Annotated in this window: 21 protein-coding genes and 1 other annotated feature; of the genes, 11 read left to right on the top strand and 10 right to left on the bottom strand. The window is 39.4% G+C overall.

The genetic code is table 11. The features are described from left to right. Positions 1 to 45 precede the first annotated feature (45 nt). Positions 46 to 666, bottom strand: a complete 621-nt coding sequence (locus LCM09_RS17530; RefSeq protein ID WP_224884591.1) for a hypothetical protein — start codon at positions 664 to 666, stop codon at positions 46 to 48. A gap of 172 nt (positions 667 to 838) precedes the next feature. Here LCM09_RS17530 and LCM09_RS17525 point away from each other — a divergent pair, with 172 nt between their 5' ends. Beyond that, positions 839 to 1,519 carry a DUF1836 domain-containing protein gene (locus LCM09_RS17525; RefSeq protein WP_224884588.1) on the top strand — a complete coding sequence of 227 codons (681 nt, stop codon included), beginning with the start codon at positions 839 to 841 and terminating at the stop codon, positions 1,517 to 1,519. 52 nt (positions 1,520 to 1,571) lie between these two features. On the opposite strand, the gene LCM09_RS17520 is transcribed toward LCM09_RS17525, so the two are convergent. Next, positions 1,572 to 2,069, bottom strand: coding sequence for a BsuPI-related putative proteinase inhibitor (locus tag LCM09_RS17520; protein WP_224884586.1), 498 nt, complete (start codon positions 2,067 to 2,069; stop codon positions 1,572 to 1,574). Positions 2,070 to 2,209: 140 nt separating this feature from the next. Between LCM09_RS17520 and LCM09_RS17515 the strand changes: the two genes are divergently transcribed. The 3 genes from LCM09_RS17515 to LCM09_RS17505 all read left to right on the top strand — a co-directional run bounded on the left by LCM09_RS17515 (position 2,210) and on the right by LCM09_RS17505 (position 3,716). Next, the gene (locus LCM09_RS17515) at positions 2,210 to 2,833 is read left to right on the top strand and encodes an NUDIX hydrolase (RefSeq protein ID WP_224884584.1); all 624 of its coding nucleotides are present in this window, start codon (positions 2,210 to 2,212) and stop codon (positions 2,831 to 2,833) included. A gap of 204 nt (positions 2,834 to 3,037) precedes the next feature. Next, positions 3,038 to 3,241 carry a hypothetical protein gene (locus LCM09_RS17510; RefSeq protein WP_224884582.1) on the top strand — a complete coding sequence of 68 codons (204 nt, stop codon included), beginning with the start codon at positions 3,038 to 3,040 and terminating at the stop codon, positions 3,239 to 3,241. Then, a complete protein-coding gene (locus tag LCM09_RS17505; RefSeq protein WP_224884580.1) occupies positions 3,234 to 3,716 on the top strand; it encodes an endolytic transglycosylase MltG in 483 nt (160 codons plus the stop codon). The genes LCM09_RS17510 and LCM09_RS17505 overlap by 8 nt, the downstream gene beginning before the upstream one ends. A 123-nt stretch (positions 3,717 to 3,839) precedes the next feature. On the opposite strand, the gene LCM09_RS17500 is transcribed toward LCM09_RS17505, so the two are convergent. Together LCM09_RS17500 and LCM09_RS17495 are read right to left on the bottom strand one after the other, a co-directional pair. Beyond that, on the bottom strand, positions 3,840 to 5,048 hold the full coding sequence (locus LCM09_RS17500; protein WP_224884578.1) for a GerMN domain-containing protein: 1,209 nt from the start codon (positions 5,046 to 5,048) through the stop codon (positions 3,840 to 3,842). After that, positions 5,048 to 5,581 (bottom strand): RNA polymerase sigma factor SigX, encoded by a 534-nt coding sequence (locus tag LCM09_RS17495; protein WP_224884577.1) that lies wholly within the window; start codon positions 5,579 to 5,581, stop codon positions 5,048 to 5,050. Before LCM09_RS17495 ends, LCM09_RS17500 begins: the two co-directional genes overlap by 1 nt. A gap of 151 nt (positions 5,582 to 5,732) precedes the next feature. Between LCM09_RS17495 and LCM09_RS17490 the strand changes: the two genes are divergently transcribed. Then, entirely contained in the window at positions 5,733 to 7,010 is a 1,278-nt protein-coding gene (locus LCM09_RS17490) for an MFS transporter (protein WP_224884575.1), read from the top strand. A 33-nt stretch (positions 7,011 to 7,043) separates the two neighbouring features. Here the strand turns inward: LCM09_RS17490 and LCM09_RS17485 are convergent, their stop codons facing one another. From LCM09_RS17485 to LCM09_RS17475, 3 genes are read right to left on the bottom strand one after another with little or no spacing between them, the layout of a single operon-like run. Next, positions 7,044 to 7,646: a GNAT family N-acetyltransferase gene (locus tag LCM09_RS17485; protein ID WP_224884573.1), complete on the bottom strand. Its 603-nt coding sequence runs from the start codon at positions 7,644 to 7,646 to the stop codon at positions 7,044 to 7,046. A 29-nt stretch (positions 7,647 to 7,675) separates the two neighbouring features. Then, positions 7,676 to 8,557, bottom strand: a complete 882-nt coding sequence (locus LCM09_RS17480; protein WP_224884571.1) for a protein-glutamine gamma-glutamyltransferase — start codon at positions 8,555 to 8,557, stop codon at positions 7,676 to 7,678. After that, the gene (locus LCM09_RS17475; protein WP_224884569.1) at positions 8,538 to 9,470 is read right to left on the bottom strand and encodes a hypothetical protein; all 933 of its coding nucleotides are present in this window, start codon (positions 9,468 to 9,470) and stop codon (positions 8,538 to 8,540) included. The genes LCM09_RS17480 and LCM09_RS17475 overlap by 20 nt, the downstream gene beginning before the upstream one ends. 167 nt (positions 9,471 to 9,637) lie before the next feature. Here LCM09_RS17475 and LCM09_RS17470 point away from each other — a divergent pair, with 167 nt between their 5' ends. Continuing rightward, positions 9,638 to 10,495 (top strand): ABC transporter permease subunit, encoded by an 858-nt coding sequence (locus LCM09_RS17470; protein ID WP_224884567.1) that lies wholly within the window; start codon positions 9,638 to 9,640, stop codon positions 10,493 to 10,495. A 27-nt stretch (positions 10,496 to 10,522) separates the two neighbouring features. Then, positions 10,523 to 11,560: an ABC transporter permease gene (locus LCM09_RS17465; protein WP_224884849.1), complete on the top strand. Its 1,038-nt coding sequence runs from the start codon at positions 10,523 to 10,525 to the stop codon at positions 11,558 to 11,560. Between the two features lie 44 nt (positions 11,561 to 11,604). On the opposite strand, the gene LCM09_RS17460 is transcribed toward LCM09_RS17465, so the two are convergent. Both LCM09_RS17460 and LCM09_RS17455 read right to left on the bottom strand, forming a co-directional pair. Next, complete coding sequence (locus LCM09_RS17460) at positions 11,605 to 12,243, bottom strand: hypothetical protein (protein WP_224884565.1); 639 nt, start codon at positions 12,241 to 12,243, stop codon at positions 11,605 to 11,607. Continuing rightward, complete coding sequence (locus LCM09_RS17455; protein ID WP_224884564.1) at positions 12,240 to 12,803, bottom strand: sigma-70 family RNA polymerase sigma factor; 564 nt, start codon at positions 12,801 to 12,803, stop codon at positions 12,240 to 12,242. Before LCM09_RS17455 ends, LCM09_RS17460 begins: the two co-directional genes overlap by 4 nt. Before the next feature lie 153 nt (positions 12,804 to 12,956). Between LCM09_RS17455 and LCM09_RS17450 the strand changes: the two genes are divergently transcribed. After that, the gene (locus tag LCM09_RS17450; RefSeq protein WP_224884562.1) at positions 12,957 to 13,598 is read left to right on the top strand and encodes an N-acetylmuramoyl-L-alanine amidase; all 642 of its coding nucleotides are present in this window, start codon (positions 12,957 to 12,959) and stop codon (positions 13,596 to 13,598) included. A gap of 305 nt (positions 13,599 to 13,903) precedes the next feature. Here the strand turns inward: LCM09_RS17450 and LCM09_RS17445 are convergent, their stop codons facing one another. Continuing rightward, a complete protein-coding gene (locus LCM09_RS17445; protein WP_224884560.1) occupies positions 13,904 to 14,071 on the bottom strand; it encodes a YfhE family protein in 168 nt (55 codons plus the stop codon). 163 nt (positions 14,072 to 14,234) lie between these two features. Here LCM09_RS17445 and LCM09_RS17440 point away from each other — a divergent pair, with 163 nt between their 5' ends. From LCM09_RS17440 to argS, 3 genes are all read left to right on the top strand, one after another. Beyond that, a complete protein-coding gene (locus tag LCM09_RS17440; protein ID WP_224884558.1) occupies positions 14,235 to 14,549 on the top strand; it encodes a hypothetical protein in 315 nt (104 codons plus the stop codon). Between the two features lie 231 nt (positions 14,550 to 14,780). Continuing rightward, positions 14,781 to 14,963: a hypothetical protein gene (locus LCM09_RS17435; RefSeq protein WP_224884556.1), complete on the top strand. Its 183-nt coding sequence runs from the start codon at positions 14,781 to 14,783 to the stop codon at positions 14,961 to 14,963. A gap of 55 nt (positions 14,964 to 15,018) precedes the next feature. Next, positions 15,019 to 15,231, top strand: a binding site (T-box leader). A gap of 48 nt (positions 15,232 to 15,279) precedes the next feature. Beyond that, positions 15,280 to 16,965, top strand: a complete 1,686-nt coding sequence (gene argS / locus LCM09_RS17430; protein WP_224884554.1) for an arginine--tRNA ligase — start codon at positions 15,280 to 15,282, stop codon at positions 16,963 to 16,965. Positions 16,966 to 16,987: the final 22 nt, after the last annotated feature.

The following is a 16,987-nucleotide window of genomic DNA, read 5'->3' as shown; positions in this document are numbered from 1 at the left end:
AAAAGGGAGCCACTCTCGGCTTTCTTTTCGTCTTCTTTAGGTATTTTAATAATAAGGGTATCCGTAAGGAGGATAACCGTAATAGGGATAGTAAGGATATGGACGATAATATGGAATTAAACTAAGTGCTGCTATCCCTGCTAAAGGAAAGAAGTACCTGCCGTATCGTCGAAAACGGCGACGACCATATCCGTATTGACGTTCAACTTCTTCTTCTTCTACTTCTTGTGGGAGTAATAGGGACACATGTTCACTGTCTGAGTCCATAATGATGCCTTCATATTCCATTCCATCATTCATTCGAACGTTCGCATGATAGTTATTATACTTCTTACATAGTTTCTTCATATCGCCCGACAACTCTTTTAAAGCACCCTGAACTTGTTGGTTAGGCATATTAGCCCCTTGCATAGCACCTTGAACCTGCTGATTCGGCATATTCGGTCCGTGCATAGCGCCTTGAACCTGCTGATTCGGCATATTCGGTCCGTGCATAGCGCCTTGAACCTGCTGGTTCGGCATATTCGGTCCGTGCATAGCGCCTTGAACTTGCTGGTTCGGCATATTAGGCCCTTGCATAGCGCCTTGAACTTGGTTCTGCATGTTAGCTCCCTGCATAGCACCCTGGACGTGCTGGTTACCGTAAGGGTTGTTGTACATGTTCATAAGCAAATTCCTCCTTTACACAACACAGGATATTCACCCAATTCCGAAACAGTTCCAAAATAATATCGGGTAAATAGCCCAAATGTTCTATTTGAAATTGCTCCTTCTTGATATTTCCATAAAGAAGCTATACGATAAGTTCAAATGACCTTATAAGGTGTAGGGGTGTAAGATGAAAGGCTATTATTTAACTAGAATGGAAATGGGAAACATATTGCAGTGTATTCGGAATCAAGAGAATCCTCAGGAGATCTTGATTAAGGCGTGGGAACGTACAGGCAGTAAGAGGGAATTTAATGATGACAACAACCTTCCTCCTATTTTTCAAAAGCTTCTAAAAGCTGAAGAAAAGGCGATGGGTCTTTCAATAAACGAAATCGTCAGCCTAGGTAATCAAATTGAATATGCAAGCTTTCGCTCCACAGCTGTGCAGAATTGGGTGAAGAGAGACATAAAGGATTGGATAGGGTCTCCGCAGCATGGGAAGAAATATTCAGTCGAACAGGCCGCGATTTTATTCATTGTTGAAGATTTAAAAAACACACATGATTTTGAGAGCATTCGGTTGTTGTTAAAGTTTGCTTTCAATAATCCTGCTGATCGAAACGATGATTTAATCAATCCGCTTGTTTTCTATCACGCGTATGCGTGTCTCTTTGAAGAAGTTCACTCAAATAATAACCTCTCAGCAAAGGTTGTTAAAACGAAAGCGAAAGAGCTTTGTTCAAAGAGTCGCTTAACGTCGTTTCAGAGTGAAGCGATGGAAAGTCTTCTTATCTCTTCGTCACTTTCTGTTGAAGCTGCGTATTTTCAAACGATGTCGAAACATCACCTTGAGCGTGCACTTCGTTAACTTTAGGCTCGTATAATAAAACCAGCTGACATCAAATGCCAGCTGGTTTGACTTATTCTATTGTGAAATCAATCTTCTTCATATAGTCGTCATCGCCTTCTACCGTAAGCCAGATTTCTAGGGTATATGAGCCATTTGGTAACGAATCAAGCGTTATGGTGTAGTCCAACGTTTCAGCCTGCTTCACTTCAGCCGTTTGTATTTCTTTGATGAAACTTTTGTTAGCAGAATATGTTTTGAGAACCTCACCTTCTTCATTATAGAGTTTATAGTCGTACTTTTGACTTGATGGGAACGTAACGGTTTGTACCTTCTCTGTTTGGTTTTGAATGCGATAAGTAAAGGTAGCTTTCCCATTGTGAGTCGATTCTAATGTAAGTGATGGTTCCATTGAGCCAGCGACAATACCAGATGACCCAGAAGAAGACTCAGAAGTAACTTCTTCACTGGCGTTCGTTCCGTTATTCGTTGAATTCATTGACTCATTCCCTTCTCCACATCCGGTTAACGTCATTAGTGCAATACTACCGATAGCCAAGTATTTAAACATATAATCACCCTTTTCTTAATTGGACGTCTTGAGTAAGAGAAAGGTTACAACTATTATGAGAAAATTTTCGCAAATTGCGAAAAATCTCTTTATTATGAGTATAATAGATAGAGAAGGAAGCATAGAAGGAGTTCGATACAATGCAGGTATGGCAAGATATTCACTCTAAAGTTAAAGGGAGAAAGGGTGAAGTACTCGGTAATGAACGTTTCTTTAAATTTGCAGTGTTACTTCCGCTAGTAGAAATAAATGGTGAAGTCCATGTGCTGTTTGAAATAAGAGCACATACGCTTAGAAGACAGCCAGGAGAGGTGTGTTTTCCGGGCGGGAAAGTGGATCGATCCGATGATAGTCCACTACAAGCGGCTACGAGGGAGACATGTGAGGAACTCGGCGTAACTCGGGACGATGTCCATGTCATTGGTGAGCTCGATTATCTCGTTTCGTCTTTTCAATCGATCGTCTATCCTTTCTTAGGTGTTATTCAAAAAGATACGAACCTATCTCCTAATCCGGAAGAGGTCGAAGAAGTATTTACCGTCCCTTTGAACTATTTCATAGCGAATCCTCCTGAACGCCACGATATTAAACTACACGTGAAACCTGAAGATACGTTCCCTTTTCACCTTATTCCTAACGGTGAGGAATATAATTGGTCATCTTCTGTGATGCCAGAGTATTTCTATTACTATGAGGATTACGTTATTTGGGGAATGACTGCAAGAATCCTTTATCATTTCATTGAGCTTATTAACAATCAATAGCAGGCAATAAGTGTATTGCCAGTTTAATAAATAATAGGTAAACTAGAAAAGGTCGATTCGTGTCGTATTTTTTCTAGTTTTTTTGTGTTTCATTTTTAAATAAAAGCTGAAATAGACAGAAAGCCTTCTTGTGAAACGAAAGAATTGGATGGAAGAAATACGTTTATATAGAAAATGCAAAAAACAGTTCGTAGGGGGATAATAATGCTTTTGATCATTTTTCTATTGCTTGCCGGTTCACTCGGTTTCTTTATTTACTCATATTTTGTAAACGATTATGCAAAAGAAGTTAAAGGGCAAGTTGATGATGTGTATATTAATTTGATGAGAGAACTGAAGGTTGTAAAACAACGGACAGAACTTCTCGAACGTCAAACGAAAATTGCTGATGGTGGTAGCAATGAGTAAGCAAGAAGCAAAGGGTATCGCTGCAGGTCTTTTGGTTGCTGCAATTCTTCTAGGTGCTTATTACTTTATGTTTTCCAATGTATTAGCAGAGGATAGCAAGAAGTCTACCGACGAATTGGTTGAAGAGCAATTGAATGAACAAAATATGGTGATGATAAAGAAAGAAGAATACGAATCATTGCAGGCTTCAAAAAAACAGTTAGAGTCTATACATACCTCAAAGGAAAAAACGGATGATAAAAAAGATGCTGAAAAAGAAAAGCAAAAGCGTGAAAAGGTTGAATTTATCATCAAAGAGGGCATGACAAGTCAAGAAGTAGCGCAAAGTCTAGAAGATCAGAAACTAGTGAAAACTGCTGATGATTTCATAAATGTATTAAGAGAAAAAGGTAAAGAAACAGCTATTCAACCAGGTGAACATGAGCTTAACACGGAAATGACACCTGCTGACATCATTACTGAAATAGCAAGATAGTTAACTTAGTAAGAGCTTGGAATGGCATGTTACGCCACTAGGCTCTTCTGTATTGAAAGAAAAACGCATCCATGGACTAGGATGCGTTTTTCGTATTTTTTTCTCGAGTTCGGAGAAAGAGAATTATTCACTAAGAGAAATGGCATTTGGAGACTGAGGGATCTCGATTGCTTCATAAAAAGAGTACGGACCAACTTTTTCAAATCCAGTATTAAGGAAACTGACTTTATTGTAACCGAACTGTGCCGCAGTTAGCATGATTGCCTCAAGTGTTTCCATCGCTTCTTCTTCAGAAGTAAAGGTACTATCTTCAGTAAAGGTTACCACAGCTAGGTCGTCTCTTTTTTCAACGGAATCAATTGAAACGCCTTCTGGGATTGAAGGAATATACGCGCTATTTTGGCTATCGCCATCCTTCATAAGTGAAAGGACACTTTCTAAATCAGTTGCACTTTCACCATAGAGTACAGATCCTTTCGCAAGGTAGCGACTGTCCGTCTCTGTTTCAAATAGGAAGTATGGTGCAACCTCTTCTTCTATACTTTGTTCAGCGGGACCGAAGTTACCTAGCATATAGCCATCTTCCCCGTTTGTTTTCCAATTGATATTTTCTGCATCAATACTATCTGCAAGCCACAATGTGGTATTACGGACCAAGATGGATTCGTTTGATGACAAGCTGTCGCCAGGTGTAGGGAAGTCGACTACAAGCGTCTTCGATCCATTTAGCGTTTCAACATCGATGGAAGCATCAGCTAATGGTGATTGACCAAAACCGTTTGCGTTCGCATCAAATGACGAGAGGATTTCCTGAATCTGTTCTGGTAGAGTTTGCTTACTATCAACCTGGAAGGTTAATGGAATGAGAGCTAGACTTTCTTGGTCTGGAAACGAGAAGACAAGGCTGTTAGTTCCAGGCTGCATGGCAGGAGTGTAGTGTTCGAATGCAACCACTTCTTCAGCAACAAACCCTGCATTGTTATCTTCGGCTTTTCCGATTGGGTCTTCTACGATCTTCTTTCCTTCTTCATCAAGTGTAGCCGTCGTGGCGCTCTCATTAGAAGGTTGGCTGTCTGCAGAGGATTCTGTTAATGCACTCTCGGATTGGTCATCAGGTTGGTCAAATACACCTGGTAAAAGAAACAGGGATAGCACGACAACAGCTCCTGTTGCAAAGGAAGGAATCACCCACGTTAACCGTTTCTTACTTTTCTTCATGTTGTTACCTCGTTCTTTCATTTTATTTTGAACTTGTTGATAGATCATTTCTTTACTTTGATGATCTTTTACATCTGGCAATTTTGACAACAGAGATTTTGTTTTTTCGCTCATCATAAAACCCCCTTTAAATTCGTCTTCGTATGGTCATCCAACAGTTCGCGAAGTGCTTTGATCGCACGATGTTGGGTAGTTTTGACTTTACTTACACTCCACTCGAGCACCTCAGCCGTTTCGTTTACTGTAAATTCTTGGATATAACGAAGGATAAGGACTTGCTGCTGATCGAGAGTGCAGTTTTTCAAACTATGGTATATGGCTTGAACTTCTTCTTTTTGCATCACGATTTCTTCTGGGAGCGGTGTAGCGTCTTTTGCATTTTGTTTATTAAATTCAAATTTACTTAGCCAGCGGGATGACCTTCGATTATGTGTTCGCAGATAATCGATTGCGACATTTCTGGCAATCGTTAATAGCCATGTCTTTTCATTGCTTCTTTCTTCATATGAATGATAGGAGCGTAATACTTTAATATAAACTTCTTGAACAAGCTCCTCTGCGACTGCACGGTTTTTTACCATATAGAATAAGAACTGGAATAATGTCGCGTGATAGTCGTTATACAGCCGATCAAATGTTTCATTCATCTAAACCCCTCCTCCTCCTATATAACAAAACGATATACCATATTAAAAGGTTACAAGATGGTTGAATTTTCTTCAAAAAGACAAAGTACTTTGGGTTATCTGTACTCTTCTGTAGAATGGGAATTAATACCTTTAGGAGAGGAGATTCACAATGCAGCAATCTTCGAAGCAAAAGGAATCCCCATTTTTCTATGGGTGGCTGATCGTCGCAGCTGCTGCCGTAGGTGTTTTCTTTTCTGGTCCAGGACAGACCTATGGGGTTTCTGTGTTTATTGATCACTATATATCAGATTTTGGTTGGAGTCGTTCATTAGTTTCTGGTATTTATTCTTCTGCTACCCTAGCGGCAGGTTTATTACTATTTATTATCGGTAGAATGGTAGATAAATTTGGACAAAGACGGATGATGCTCATTGTAGGTTCGCTACTCGCTGTAGCTTGTTTATGGAACAGTTTTGTAGTTGGACCAGTCATGTTATTCATTGGTTTTTTTATGCTGCGTTTGTTTGGACAAGGATCTATGACTCTTGTACCGAATACGCTAGTGCCACAATGGTTTGTCCTTAAACGAGGACGAGCACTAAGCTTCATGGCTATAGGTGGGTTTTTAAGTTCTGCCACGTTTCCACCTCTAAATACGTGGTTAATCGCTTCGTTTGGTTGGGAGAATGCCTGGAGAATTCTTGCTGGGGCAATCGTTATTATTTTTCTACCAGTGGTTTTCTTCTTCATTCGAAACAAGCCAGAAGATATCGGTCTGCTTCCCGATAATGCAGTTTCTAAAAAGAGACTTGCTAAAAGGAAGGAAGAGAAGATGGATGAGGAAGAAGAGGAAGGTTTCGAAACGAACTGGACTGTAAAGGAAGCTATGAGAACAAGGGCTTTTTGGTTAATCTTATTTTGTGTAAGTATTCCTGCACTCGTAAATACTGGGCTTACTTTTCACCTCTTTTCAATATTAGGAGAGCAAGGGGTTCCAAATCAAACGGCCGCTTTGATCTTGAGTATAATGGCGATCGTTGGCTTTCCTGTAACGATGGCTTCTGGATTTATCCTTGAACGTGTGAATGTCCATATCGTATTGGGACTATCATTCATAGGACAAATTGCTTTTATTCTTTTATTAACTCAAGTAGATACCTATATTCTTGCTATTGGATTCGGAGTGCTTTGGGGGATTATCGGAGGGATTGAAAGGATCACACTCAATATTATCTGGCCAGATTACTTTGGGAGAGAAAATCTAGGTAGTATAAAAGGTATTGCTACTACAACGATGGTAATCGGTTCAGCTTTTGGTCCTTTACCTTTTGGTGTAGCTTACGATACGTTTGGTGGATATACAGAGATTCTGTTACTGATTTTGATTTTTCCGATCCTCGGTACAATTGCAGCATTCTTATCTCCACCACCAAAGAAAACGGCATGATGATGAGCTCCTTCCAAATGAACGGGAGGAGCTTTATTTATGGAACAAGGAGCAGACAAGAACATCAAAATATTTCTGATGGAGAAAGATATGCTCTTTGAAACATCCTTCTTTTTTGAACCCCAGTTGTTTTAAACGTTTAACGGCTGGTTCGTTATCTTGAATCGTTTGAGCATAGATTTTGTGCAACCTCATCTTATTAAATCCAAAATCAATAATGGACTTTGCTGCCTCGATCCCATAGCCTCCTCGCCAGTATTCCCTTGCAAGTACAGCTCCTATCTCAGCTTTGGACGATGTGCGATCCCAGTTTTGGTAACCGGCGGTGCCAATCAGTTGATTGTTGCTTTTCAGACGTATAGCAAAGCGAATGGCGTTTGTTGTAGCGATAGAGGAAGGGTCTTTGAAAGCATTGATATAATGGATGGCTTGTGTTCTAGTTTTCATGATTTCGCCAGTATCATAAAACGTAACAAGCGGGTCTCCGAAAATAGCAAGTAAAGGCTCGACATCATTTGGATGCAGAGCAGTTAGCACTAAACGTGATGTTAAAAGTGTAGGGTATGTCTCCATGGTCTGCACCGTCCGTTTTTTTATACTATATGCAGAACCATTTAAAGAGTAGCGGGCACTCATCTATATGAAAGGGAGAATGAACATGTCCTTTACGCTTCAGGAAAACGAATCGTAATATATTCTTTTAATAATTCACCTTGATTCTGATTGTAGTCGTCGATCGACACAGATGTATTTGATAGCTGATCGTCAAATAGCAATACGTTTTGATTACGTTCTTCGTGGCGCATTGTTGCAAACTGATATAGATAAGAGAAGCCTGGTCGAGTCGCTGTTTCAAGGAGGTAAGGCATCCTCATAGCCCCGGGGCGTCTTCTACGAGCAAGAGCATCTATAATACCTGGTAGTGTACGAAACCCAAGTCCATGACCGAAGAAAGTACCATCTCCCATATCTACTATGTTCTCCCCCTGCCATTCTGGTGTGAGAGGGTTCACATCAGGGTTTTTAACATAGCGAATATCGCCTGGAACGTATTGTGGTGGTATGTTATGAACAATACGAAGGTCCTTATCATACTTCCATCCCCATAAACGAATATCTGCAAATAAACTGTTGAACTTAGCGGGTGGCAGCATCCTTAAAGTAGCTTTGTACAATACGATAATCATTGCTGTCGCACATTCGAACGCATAAATTCTTCCGTTTCGAAAAATATCGATGATTGCTTCGGAAGGGGGAATTCCTGGTTTTAATTGAAACGCCCCATCTGGTAAAAGGTCCCAAAACATAGGATTGCATCTTGATTTGTAAAAGTCTGCGAACTGAGCCCCACTATAATAAAGCTCCCGAGCGCTAGCTGTAATAGCTGACCGAAATTGCATTTCAAACAAAACTTCTCCCCGAGAACGGTAGGTGTGTGTGGTGGGACTATTGAGTAGAGCTTCTAATACATTTCGTTCAAATTGATTTTGAATCATGCGTTCATCAAAATTATCAATAGTTACCTTTTTACCTCCTATAAGTATCATGGTTTACCTCCTCAATCGATTGAACCTGCGCATCTAGAGGTCTATTTAACCATTCCTTCCATTCTGAGCGAGAATACTTCCTTAACTTATATGAGAAATCTCCAAGTATCTTTTGTGTTTCTGATGGTAATGCTTTGAATTCCTCGTCATGATATCTAGTATTCGTCTGCTGCTCTTTATATTTCAACATATAATCAACACAATAAGGTTCTAATTGAGCGGTCATCTCATAGCTATCTTCATTTAGAACAAGGTATGGAAGGTTTTCTTCATACCAGTTTCTAAAATGAACGTAAGGCTCTTTAGCTTCATCTATACCAGGAATAAAATGGAGAAGTTCCAACGCGAATTCCTTTTCAGCTTCGTCCCCCGATGCTAATCGTTCGCCGATAGGAAGCAAACAACTAAAATTTTGTGAAGAAAAATATGCCCAGGTTAAATAATGTGTTTGATGACTATCATGGTTTCTCTTAAACAATAATTGTGAAACAGCAGGAAGATCAGTAGGGTCATGATAGATCGTTGTTAATAAGCCTGCAGAACGATCTAAGACGAAGCGATATTTGGAGTTCAAGTTCTCGTTAGCTCCCGTGTCAACAATCCACTTTAGAACAGAGTGAATGAGTTGAGGGGTTTCACATATTGAGTATGGAAAAGGTGTAGCCGGAGATCGTTCTTTAGCTAGAATATCCTTTCTAAGTGCGAGTGCTACCTTATTTCTGTCAGATAAGTACTTAGTTAATTGATTAGTAGTTATTAAGGATGAAAGTGTATATAGGGTTGGAAATGAAACCTCTTCATCGTTAACTTGTAAAGCGGCAAGCTTTCGATCTTGTTCGATGAGGGTAGTGAAATGACTTTTGAGTGCTGTTATGCCATTTATTTTTCGGATCATCTCAAGTGAGCTGTTCATAGAAAAGCCTCCTCTCATAATGCTACTTTTATCAACCTATTCACACTTAAGAAAATTCATCACTGACAGAAATTGAAATTTCATCTTTTCAAACTGAAACCTTTGGGAATAGTTTACGTCTTTAAGAGTGAGTAGTAGAAATAGATAGGCTATGAAAGGGGATCTATATGAGTAGAGGGATCAACCGATTCGGGGTGAAATTCCTAGCTTCATTTATTGGTGTGTTGTTACTTGGTGCATTACCAGGCTTGTTTGATGGCATGAAACTTGATATTGGGGGATATGTGGATCGATTAACATCTACTGTACAGAACCTTATTCATTATGATGAGCTCACGTTTAGAATTGGAAACAATCAATATGCTTTATTTCCTGAAATCTTTACATATCTGACTTATTCGTTGATCTTGCTATTCAGTGCTTTACTGATTGCTTTCTTAGTAGGCTTAGGTTCAGCATATGTCACGGTTATGCTTCCACGACCTTTTCAACGAATCATAAAGCGAGGATTATTTTTGTTCGAATCATTACCTGATGTTTTTGTTCTCGCAGTTGTACAGATTGGTGTCATTTGGTTTTATAAGAAGACAAGCATTCTACTCGTTGATATTGCGTCTTTTGAACGAATCTACGCGTTACCTATTCTCGTATTATCGATTTTGCCATCCTTACTATTCTATCGAATAATGTTGCATGTTTTGGAGGAAGAAGCAGATAAGCCTTATATTGAATTGGCAAAAACAAAGGGTGTAACTCGTTCTGCACTCGTGTTTATTCATATGTTTAGGAATGCATTATTACCGATTTATTTTCATTCTAAATCGATCGTTTGGTTTGCGCTTTCTAATTTATTCATAATGGAGTTCGTTTTTAATTTAAACGGAATTATACGCTTTATGTATCGCAATCCGACAGCTGAAATTTTTACGGCAAGTGCACTTCTTCTTTTTGTGCCAATCTTCATCATGTTATCACTCTACCAACTACTTGCAGAACGCGTTTCAAAAGCAGAGGCATTGTCATAATGAAAGGGGGGAAAAGAATTGCTAGCTGTGATTAAAAATCCAATGTTTCTTATCGGGATGATCGTACTATTACTACTCTTTGGTGGGAGCGTCTACTATTCGATTGCCTATGATGACCATATTCCACAAACCTTCTTGCTCTATAATGAGGATGGAAATTTAATCGATAAAGCTCCATTACCACCTACACATGTACCACCTTTTGGGACAGATCAATTAGGCTTTCACCTGTTTCAGCAAATCATTATCGGTGCAAAATACACGATTGGGATAGCGATTCTAGTAGCCTGTATGAGGATAGCGTTGTCGTTTGTAGCGGGAGTAATCTCTGGTACTTTCACAAGAAAAATATCTAGAGTATCGTCGGGGATGGTTGACGCTATGCAGTATATCCCAATTTCTTTGTTGAGTTATTTTATTTTACGTGGTGTGTTGATGGAGAACGGGATGGAGGGCACGTTTCAATATACCTTCTATGAGCGAGCGATTTTTGAAGTCATTATATTAACAGCCGTCGCTGTTCCAACCACCACAGTCCTTATATCGAATGAAACAAATTCGCTTTGGCAAAAGAGCTATATTGAAGGAGCCAGAATTCTTGGTGGTTCTAAGATAAGTATCTTATTCAGGCACATCTTGCCTCATTTGTGGCCAAGAATGACCATCATATTCCTTCAACAGTTAATCAATGTGTTCATTCTATTGCTTCATCTAGGATTGCTCAAATTATTCTTTGGAGGTACACTTTTTTCTCCAGATCCAGAGTTAGGGGATGAATATCGGTCCGTCTCTTCAGAGTGGTCAGGTCTTATTGGTTCTACATATGAATATCTTCCGTATAATACATGGATTCCGCTTATCCCAATTCTTTTCTTCGTGCTCGTTATCTTTTCAGTGAATATTGCCCTTGAAGGGTATAAGCAGACAATAAATCGACAGGCAGGCATAAAGCGGAGGAGTAAACAGAAGAAACGCACAATTGAAAAGGATGCGTCAGCAAGTTCGTTTCACTTTATCAATGAAGAAGATTACAAATTTCAAGAACGAAAAGCTGTCAATAGATAGTAGAAAGCACAACCGGAGAGGTTGTGCTTTTCGTTTGGTCAAAATCAGTTTGTTGAATTCCAGTTGATGCTAGTATCTTCTCTTGCTTTCGTACCTTTCAACAAAATCGCATCTTGGTTTTCATCAAAGTAATTTTGAATCACATATTCGTTTTCTGCAGTGATGATGATATCCACTGAGTAGTACCGCCAAAGATCGCCAAGTCCATTATATTCTTCGATATAGAGGTGCGATAATAATGTCAGATAGGTATTAGCCGCTTCCTTCATCTTAGCTTCTGAAAGCGTCTCAGGTACCATTAACTCCAAATGAAGTGTCGTTCCCTTCGCGAAATAGGTAACATCGAGAATATCGGTATCTCGCTTTGCTATTTCTGTAGAGCGCTTCATATATGCTGCGCTGATATATGGTGAATCAAGGGCTTCCTCTGCAGAATTATTGCTTGTAGGAAACCACATCTCGGTTCCTGTTAATTGAAAAGTGGTCGTAACAAGTAATAGGAGGCAAGCGACGATACCAACCCATTCAAGTACCATGCTTTTTCTTCTAGGGCGTCCAGAATAGTGCTGGATAAGGATATTTTCGAGCATTTTTTCTTTTTTTGCTTCAGTGAAATGCTCTTTCTGAAACAGTGATCGTTTCACCTGTTTTTTCAAATCGTTTGTTTTCATGTTGTCGTTCACTCACTTTCTCCACCCAGGCTGTTTTCGAGCAGGCGCCGAGCGCGATGCAGGCGTGATTTGATTGTAGCTTCCTTTGTATCGAGAAGGTGACTAATTTCTTTAATTGATAAATCTTCATGATAAAACAGAATAAATGATTCACGGTATTTAATAGGGAGCTTCAATATTTCATTACGCAACTTTAAAGATTCTTCATTTTGGACGAGTAATAACTCAGGAGATGAATCATGCGAATTCATTAATTTAAGCATCGTACTAGGGATTATGTTTCTAAATGACCAGCTTCGAACGTAATCATGACAGCGATTGACCGCAATTCGGTATAGCCAATTTTTTATGGAAGCTTCTCCTCGGTATGTATCAAGTTTCAGGAAGCATGTTAGAAAAACTTCTTGAACGATGTCCTCAGCTTTCCCCCAATCTTTTACATATGTATAAGAAAGTCTAAGTATGGATTCACCAAACTGTGACATTAACTGTTCGATCAGCTGCGTTTTTTGGACAGTGGTATACGACGAAATATCTTTTTGCTTTATTAAGTTGAGATCGCTTTTATTCATCTTATCAGCCCTTTTAGTATCCTTTTACTCTTAAAGACGGTATTTCCTACCAAAGGTTCCAGGTATTTATAAGTATTTGTACAGAGGTGCCCCTTTTTCCTTTTTTAAATCGATATATAGAGGAAGGAAACTATAAATGAGGAGTGAGGACAAATGATTATTATCGATGCAGGTCATGGAGGAATAGATCCTGGTGCATGTGCAAAAGGAATAAAAGAAAAGGATTGGACGCTAGAGGTATCGTTGCATCAGCAGTTGTTCCTTAAAAAGCTTGGGGTCCAAACGATACTAACTAGAAGTGAAGATAAGGGGCTTACACCTGGTAACCGTACGAATCTAGTCAAGAGATCTGGTGGTTCAATTTGTATTAGCAATCATTTCAATGCGGGTGGAGGAACTGGCGCAGAAGTCATCCACTCAATCTATTCAGATGGAATGCTTGCGACAGCTGCAGGTGAGGCTTTAAAGGAAGCTGGAATGCCTTTAAGGAGAATATTCTCTAGGAAAGGTAGTGACAACCGGGATTACTACTACATGCACCGCTTAACAGGCACAGTTGAGACAATTATCGTAGAATACGGTTTCTTAGACTCAAATGAGGACATGGCAAAACTTCGTACACACTCGTTTCGTCTAAAGCTAGCCGAGTCCGTAGCACTTTCTACTATTAAAATTATGAAGCCATCAAGGTATGTTGTACAAGCAGGCCTGTTTAAAGAAAAAAGCCATGCATTAAAGCTCTGTAACGAATTAAAGGCGAAGGGGTATGATGCATTCATAAAGCAGGAGGATTGATTTTTTCACTAATTTAATTTGGTTGCCTCATGAATGTGTGGAGGGATTTCCGCTCCAATCAACGTTGTTATGTGAATGAACTAAATTAAATAATTCATCAATTCAAGATCTTTTATTACAAAGTAGCTTTCAGAAATGTATTCCGACCGAGCCCCCACAGCGACGTTTTTTTCGCTAATAGGCTCGGGCGTTCGTCCGCAGGAAAGCAAGCGGTATACAAACTCCTACGGCATCGGGAAAGCTGAAGCCCGGTTCCTCTATAATTAAGAAAGAGTCATGCAAAATGCATGACTCTTTCTTAGTTCTTATTTTAATAGATCAGGATTTTCGCTTTTAGCTCGTTTTACTTTCGTTTTGCGAATGCCACCTGCGATATCTGCTTTCTTAAATTCCTTAGCGTATGCAACTTCTTGTGCATCACTTAATTCAAAACCTTTTTCATGTATCGGTTGATATTGAGAGTTCTTAGCCATTATGCTGTTCCTCCTTGTAAGTAAAGTAATAAGTATGTTCGGCTTATAGTAATCGATACCCTGCGAGATTTTGTGTTAAACATACAAGTCGAATTTTGTTACTAAACCGAGTTTTGTGGTACCTTATTAGTAAACGAATGTCGTCTACTAAAATGGAGGAAATATGGATCGAAAGAAATTAACCAATCTAATCATAGGCAGTTTCATTGTAATCGCTGGAGCTCTTCTACTAGGGAAGTATACATATGTCCATGAAGAGCACATTGAACGAGGGGAAATCGTTAGTAAAGAAAGCCACCATCATGAATACTATGTTTTTGTTCAGCCAGAGGGTGAAGGTGAAGCGAAGAAACTTGTTGTGGAAGATGAACTCACTTGGAACTTAGTTGACGAAGGCGAGTTGTACAACGTAGCTTATGCGTGGCACGGATCAAAAGAACCGAAAATTGAAGAGATGGAAAAAGTAGAACGGGAATGAGCTCTGAGGGCACATTCTCGTTTTTTCTTTGTATATCCAATGTTCAATAATTGTATGACTGAAGAAGTTGGATAATAGGAGAGTATGAAAAAAGTCTCAGATGAAAGATTGATATTGCTGGGCTTTTGTATCATTTTTATGAAGGTTATGATAACTTATGTCGAATGTATAGTCTCTTGTTGTTTAAGTATTGTATAATATAATTAACTATATCGGAAGGTGGTTCTTACGATGACGATTAGAAACACTCAAAAGGAAAAGCTCGCTGTAGATCGATGTATGAAGCACTTAGAAGTCGTCAACGTTGAACCTAAAGTAAGACAGCTGATTTATATGTACATGACCTCTATTTATCGGGAAGCATATGAAGAAGGTATATCCGATGGAGAACGGAAGGAACAACATTCAGGATAATTATCAGAAACGTATTGATTTTTTGCGTCATTTAGCTATACTGATTAGTAATATACTAACGTCTATGCGAAAGAGAGTAGTGTTTGTTAAGGGAAAAGCGATCCGGGGATGGTGTGAGCCTGGAGCCGAGGCATACATGAACCGGACTTTCAAGATACTGTTCTGAACAACTAGTAGGAATGGTCGGTTTCCCCGTTACGGAAATTAAGTTGGCACTGGTTATGACCAGGCAATAAGAGTGGTACCGCGGAAGAACTCCGTCTCTATTTTATATAGAGGCGGAGTTTTTTGTTTAGTTAAAGAGGAGGAACCTGAGTTGAATTATAAAGACATCTTTGCAAATGAACTGTATCATGCAATCGAGAAAAAGGTTGAATACGAGATCATCATGAAACGAATTGAAAAACCAAGTCAAGAAAGCTATGGAGATTTTGCCTTTCCTTGTTTTGATCTTGCCAAAATAATGAGAAGGTCCCCTCAACAAATTGCTCAAGAACTAGCTGAAAAAGTTGAACATCCTGCGATTGAAAGATGTGAGCCTGTAGGAGCGTATCTCAATATTTATTTAGAGAAAAGCGACGCTTCTTCTGCAGTTATTGGCAAAATTTTAGAGGGTGGAAAATCGTATGGGACAAGCGATGTTGGTCAAGGTGGGAAGGTCCCAATCGACATGTCTTCACCTAATATTGCGAAGCCATTTTCAATGGGGCATCTACGTTCAACCGTTATCGGAAATTCACTAGCACTAATTTTATACAAAATAGGATATGAGCCGGTTCGAATTAATCATCTTGGAGATTGGGGAACTCAGTTCGGTAAGTTGATAGCTGCTTATTTAAAGTGGGGAGATGAAGAGAAAGTTCGCCAAAATACAATTAAAGAGTTGTTAACTCTTTATATTAAATTCCATGAAGAAATTGAGAAAGATGCTGCGCTAGAAGACGAAGGAAGAGGTTGGTTTAAGCGTCTTGAAGATGGAGATGAGCAAGCTGTAGCGTTATGGAAGTGGTTTAGAGAAGAATCCTTACAAGAATTTAATCGGATTTATGATCTGATGGATATCTCTTTTGATTCAACGAATGGCGAAGCTTTTTACAACGATAAAATGGACCGTGTTGTAGATCTACTGAATGACAAAGGGTTTCTAAAAGAATCAGAAGGAGCTCTAGTCGTTGAAATGGAAGATGATAACCTTCCTCCATGCTTAATAAAGAAAAAAGATGGAGCGACATTGTATGCGACACGTGATTTGGCCGCAGCGATCTATCGGTATGAAACATACAGATTCAGCCAGTCCTTATACGTAGTAGGAAATGAACAAAGTTTGCACTTTAAGCAACTGATTGAGGTGTTGAAAAAACTTGAGTTTGATTGGGCAGATCACATGCATCACATTTCGTTCGGGATGATGTTAAAAGATGGGAAGAAGATGTCTACTAGGAAGGGAAAGGTTGTCCTTCTTGAAGAAGTGCTAGAAGAAGCCATTCAGCTTGCTAATGTTAATATTGAATCAAAAAATCCTACCCTCCAAAATAAAAGCATGATTGCACAACATGTAGGTGTAGGAGCAGTCATGTTCCATGATTTAAAGAATGATCGTCGCAATGACATCGATTTTTCACTTGAAAGCATGCTGAGAGTAGAAGGTGAAACAGGACCATACGTTCAGTATACGAATGCGAGAGCATGTTCGATTTTACGCAAAGGGCAATATTCACAAGGTGAGGTCCAGGGTGTTGACGATGAACAAGCATGGCCGATCATTATGCTCCTAAATGATTTTCCTGAAGTCATTCAACGAGCAGGGAGGGACTATGATCCATCACTAGTGGCAAAGTATGTATTAGATCTTTCAAGGTCCTTTAATAAGTACTACGGACAGGTAAGAATACTTGATGATAAACTACAAAAAGAAGCAAGACTCAACTTAGTTGCGGCAGTATCAGTCGTGTTAACAGAAGGTTTGAGACTACTCGGTCTACATGCACCGCAAGAAATGTAAAAAACGCCGATCCATGATAGCC

It is taken from the genome of Guptibacillus algicola, assembly GCF_020171805.1.
Classification (GTDB): Bacteria; Bacillota; Bacilli; order Bacillales; family Guptibacillaceae; genus Guptibacillus; species Guptibacillus algicola.
Note: the sequence above shows the minus strand (reverse complement) of the source record. Positions and strands in the feature narration are given on the sequence as shown.

What these genes read in the sequence shown, in the direction of transcription:
- LCM09_RS17530 (WP_224884591.1), bottom strand. Translation starts at nt 666, where the DNA reads ATGAACATGTACAACAACCCTTACGGTAACCAGCACGTCCAGGGTGCT.
- LCM09_RS17525 (WP_224884588.1), top strand. Translation starts at nt 839, where the DNA reads ATGAAAGGCTATTATTTAACTAGAATGGAAATGGGAAACATATTGCAG.
- LCM09_RS17520 (WP_224884586.1), bottom strand. Translation starts at nt 2,069, where the DNA reads ATGTTTAAATACTTGGCTATCGGTAGTATTGCACTAATGACGTTAACC.
- LCM09_RS17515 (WP_224884584.1), top strand. Translation starts at nt 2,210, where the DNA reads ATGCAGGTATGGCAAGATATTCACTCTAAAGTTAAAGGGAGAAAGGGT.
- LCM09_RS17510 (WP_224884582.1), top strand. Translation starts at nt 3,038, where the DNA reads ATGCTTTTGATCATTTTTCTATTGCTTGCCGGTTCACTCGGTTTCTTT.
- LCM09_RS17505 (WP_224884580.1), top strand. Translation starts at nt 3,234, where the DNA reads ATGAGTAAGCAAGAAGCAAAGGGTATCGCTGCAGGTCTTTTGGTTGCT.
- LCM09_RS17500 (WP_224884578.1), bottom strand. Translation starts at nt 5,048, where the DNA reads ATGAGCGAAAAAACAAAATCTCTGTTGTCAAAATTGCCAGATGTAAAA.
- LCM09_RS17495 (WP_224884577.1), bottom strand. Translation starts at nt 5,581, where the DNA reads ATGAATGAAACATTTGATCGGCTGTATAACGACTATCACGCGACATTA.
- LCM09_RS17490 (WP_224884575.1), top strand. Translation starts at nt 5,733, where the DNA reads ATGCAGCAATCTTCGAAGCAAAAGGAATCCCCATTTTTCTATGGGTGG.
- LCM09_RS17485 (WP_224884573.1), bottom strand. Translation starts at nt 7,646, where the DNA reads ATGAGTGCCCGCTACTCTTTAAATGGTTCTGCATATAGTATAAAAAAA.
- LCM09_RS17480 (WP_224884571.1), bottom strand. Translation starts at nt 8,557, where the DNA reads ATGATACTTATAGGAGGTAAAAAGGTAACTATTGATAATTTTGATGAA.
- LCM09_RS17475 (WP_224884569.1), bottom strand. Translation starts at nt 9,470, where the DNA reads ATGAACAGCTCACTTGAGATGATCCGAAAAATAAATGGCATAACAGCA.
- LCM09_RS17470 (WP_224884567.1), top strand. Translation starts at nt 9,638, where the DNA reads ATGAGTAGAGGGATCAACCGATTCGGGGTGAAATTCCTAGCTTCATTT.
- LCM09_RS17455 (WP_224884564.1), bottom strand. Translation starts at nt 12,803, where the DNA reads ATGAATAAAAGCGATCTCAACTTAATAAAGCAAAAAGATATTTCGTCG.
- LCM09_RS17450 (WP_224884562.1), top strand. Translation starts at nt 12,957, where the DNA reads ATGATTATTATCGATGCAGGTCATGGAGGAATAGATCCTGGTGCATGT.
- LCM09_RS17445 (WP_224884560.1), bottom strand. Translation starts at nt 14,071, where the DNA reads ATGGCTAAGAACTCTCAATATCAACCGATACATGAAAAAGGTTTTGAA.
- LCM09_RS17440 (WP_224884558.1), top strand. Translation starts at nt 14,235, where the DNA reads ATGGATCGAAAGAAATTAACCAATCTAATCATAGGCAGTTTCATTGTA.
- LCM09_RS17435 (WP_224884556.1), top strand. Translation starts at nt 14,781, where the DNA reads ATGACGATTAGAAACACTCAAAAGGAAAAGCTCGCTGTAGATCGATGT.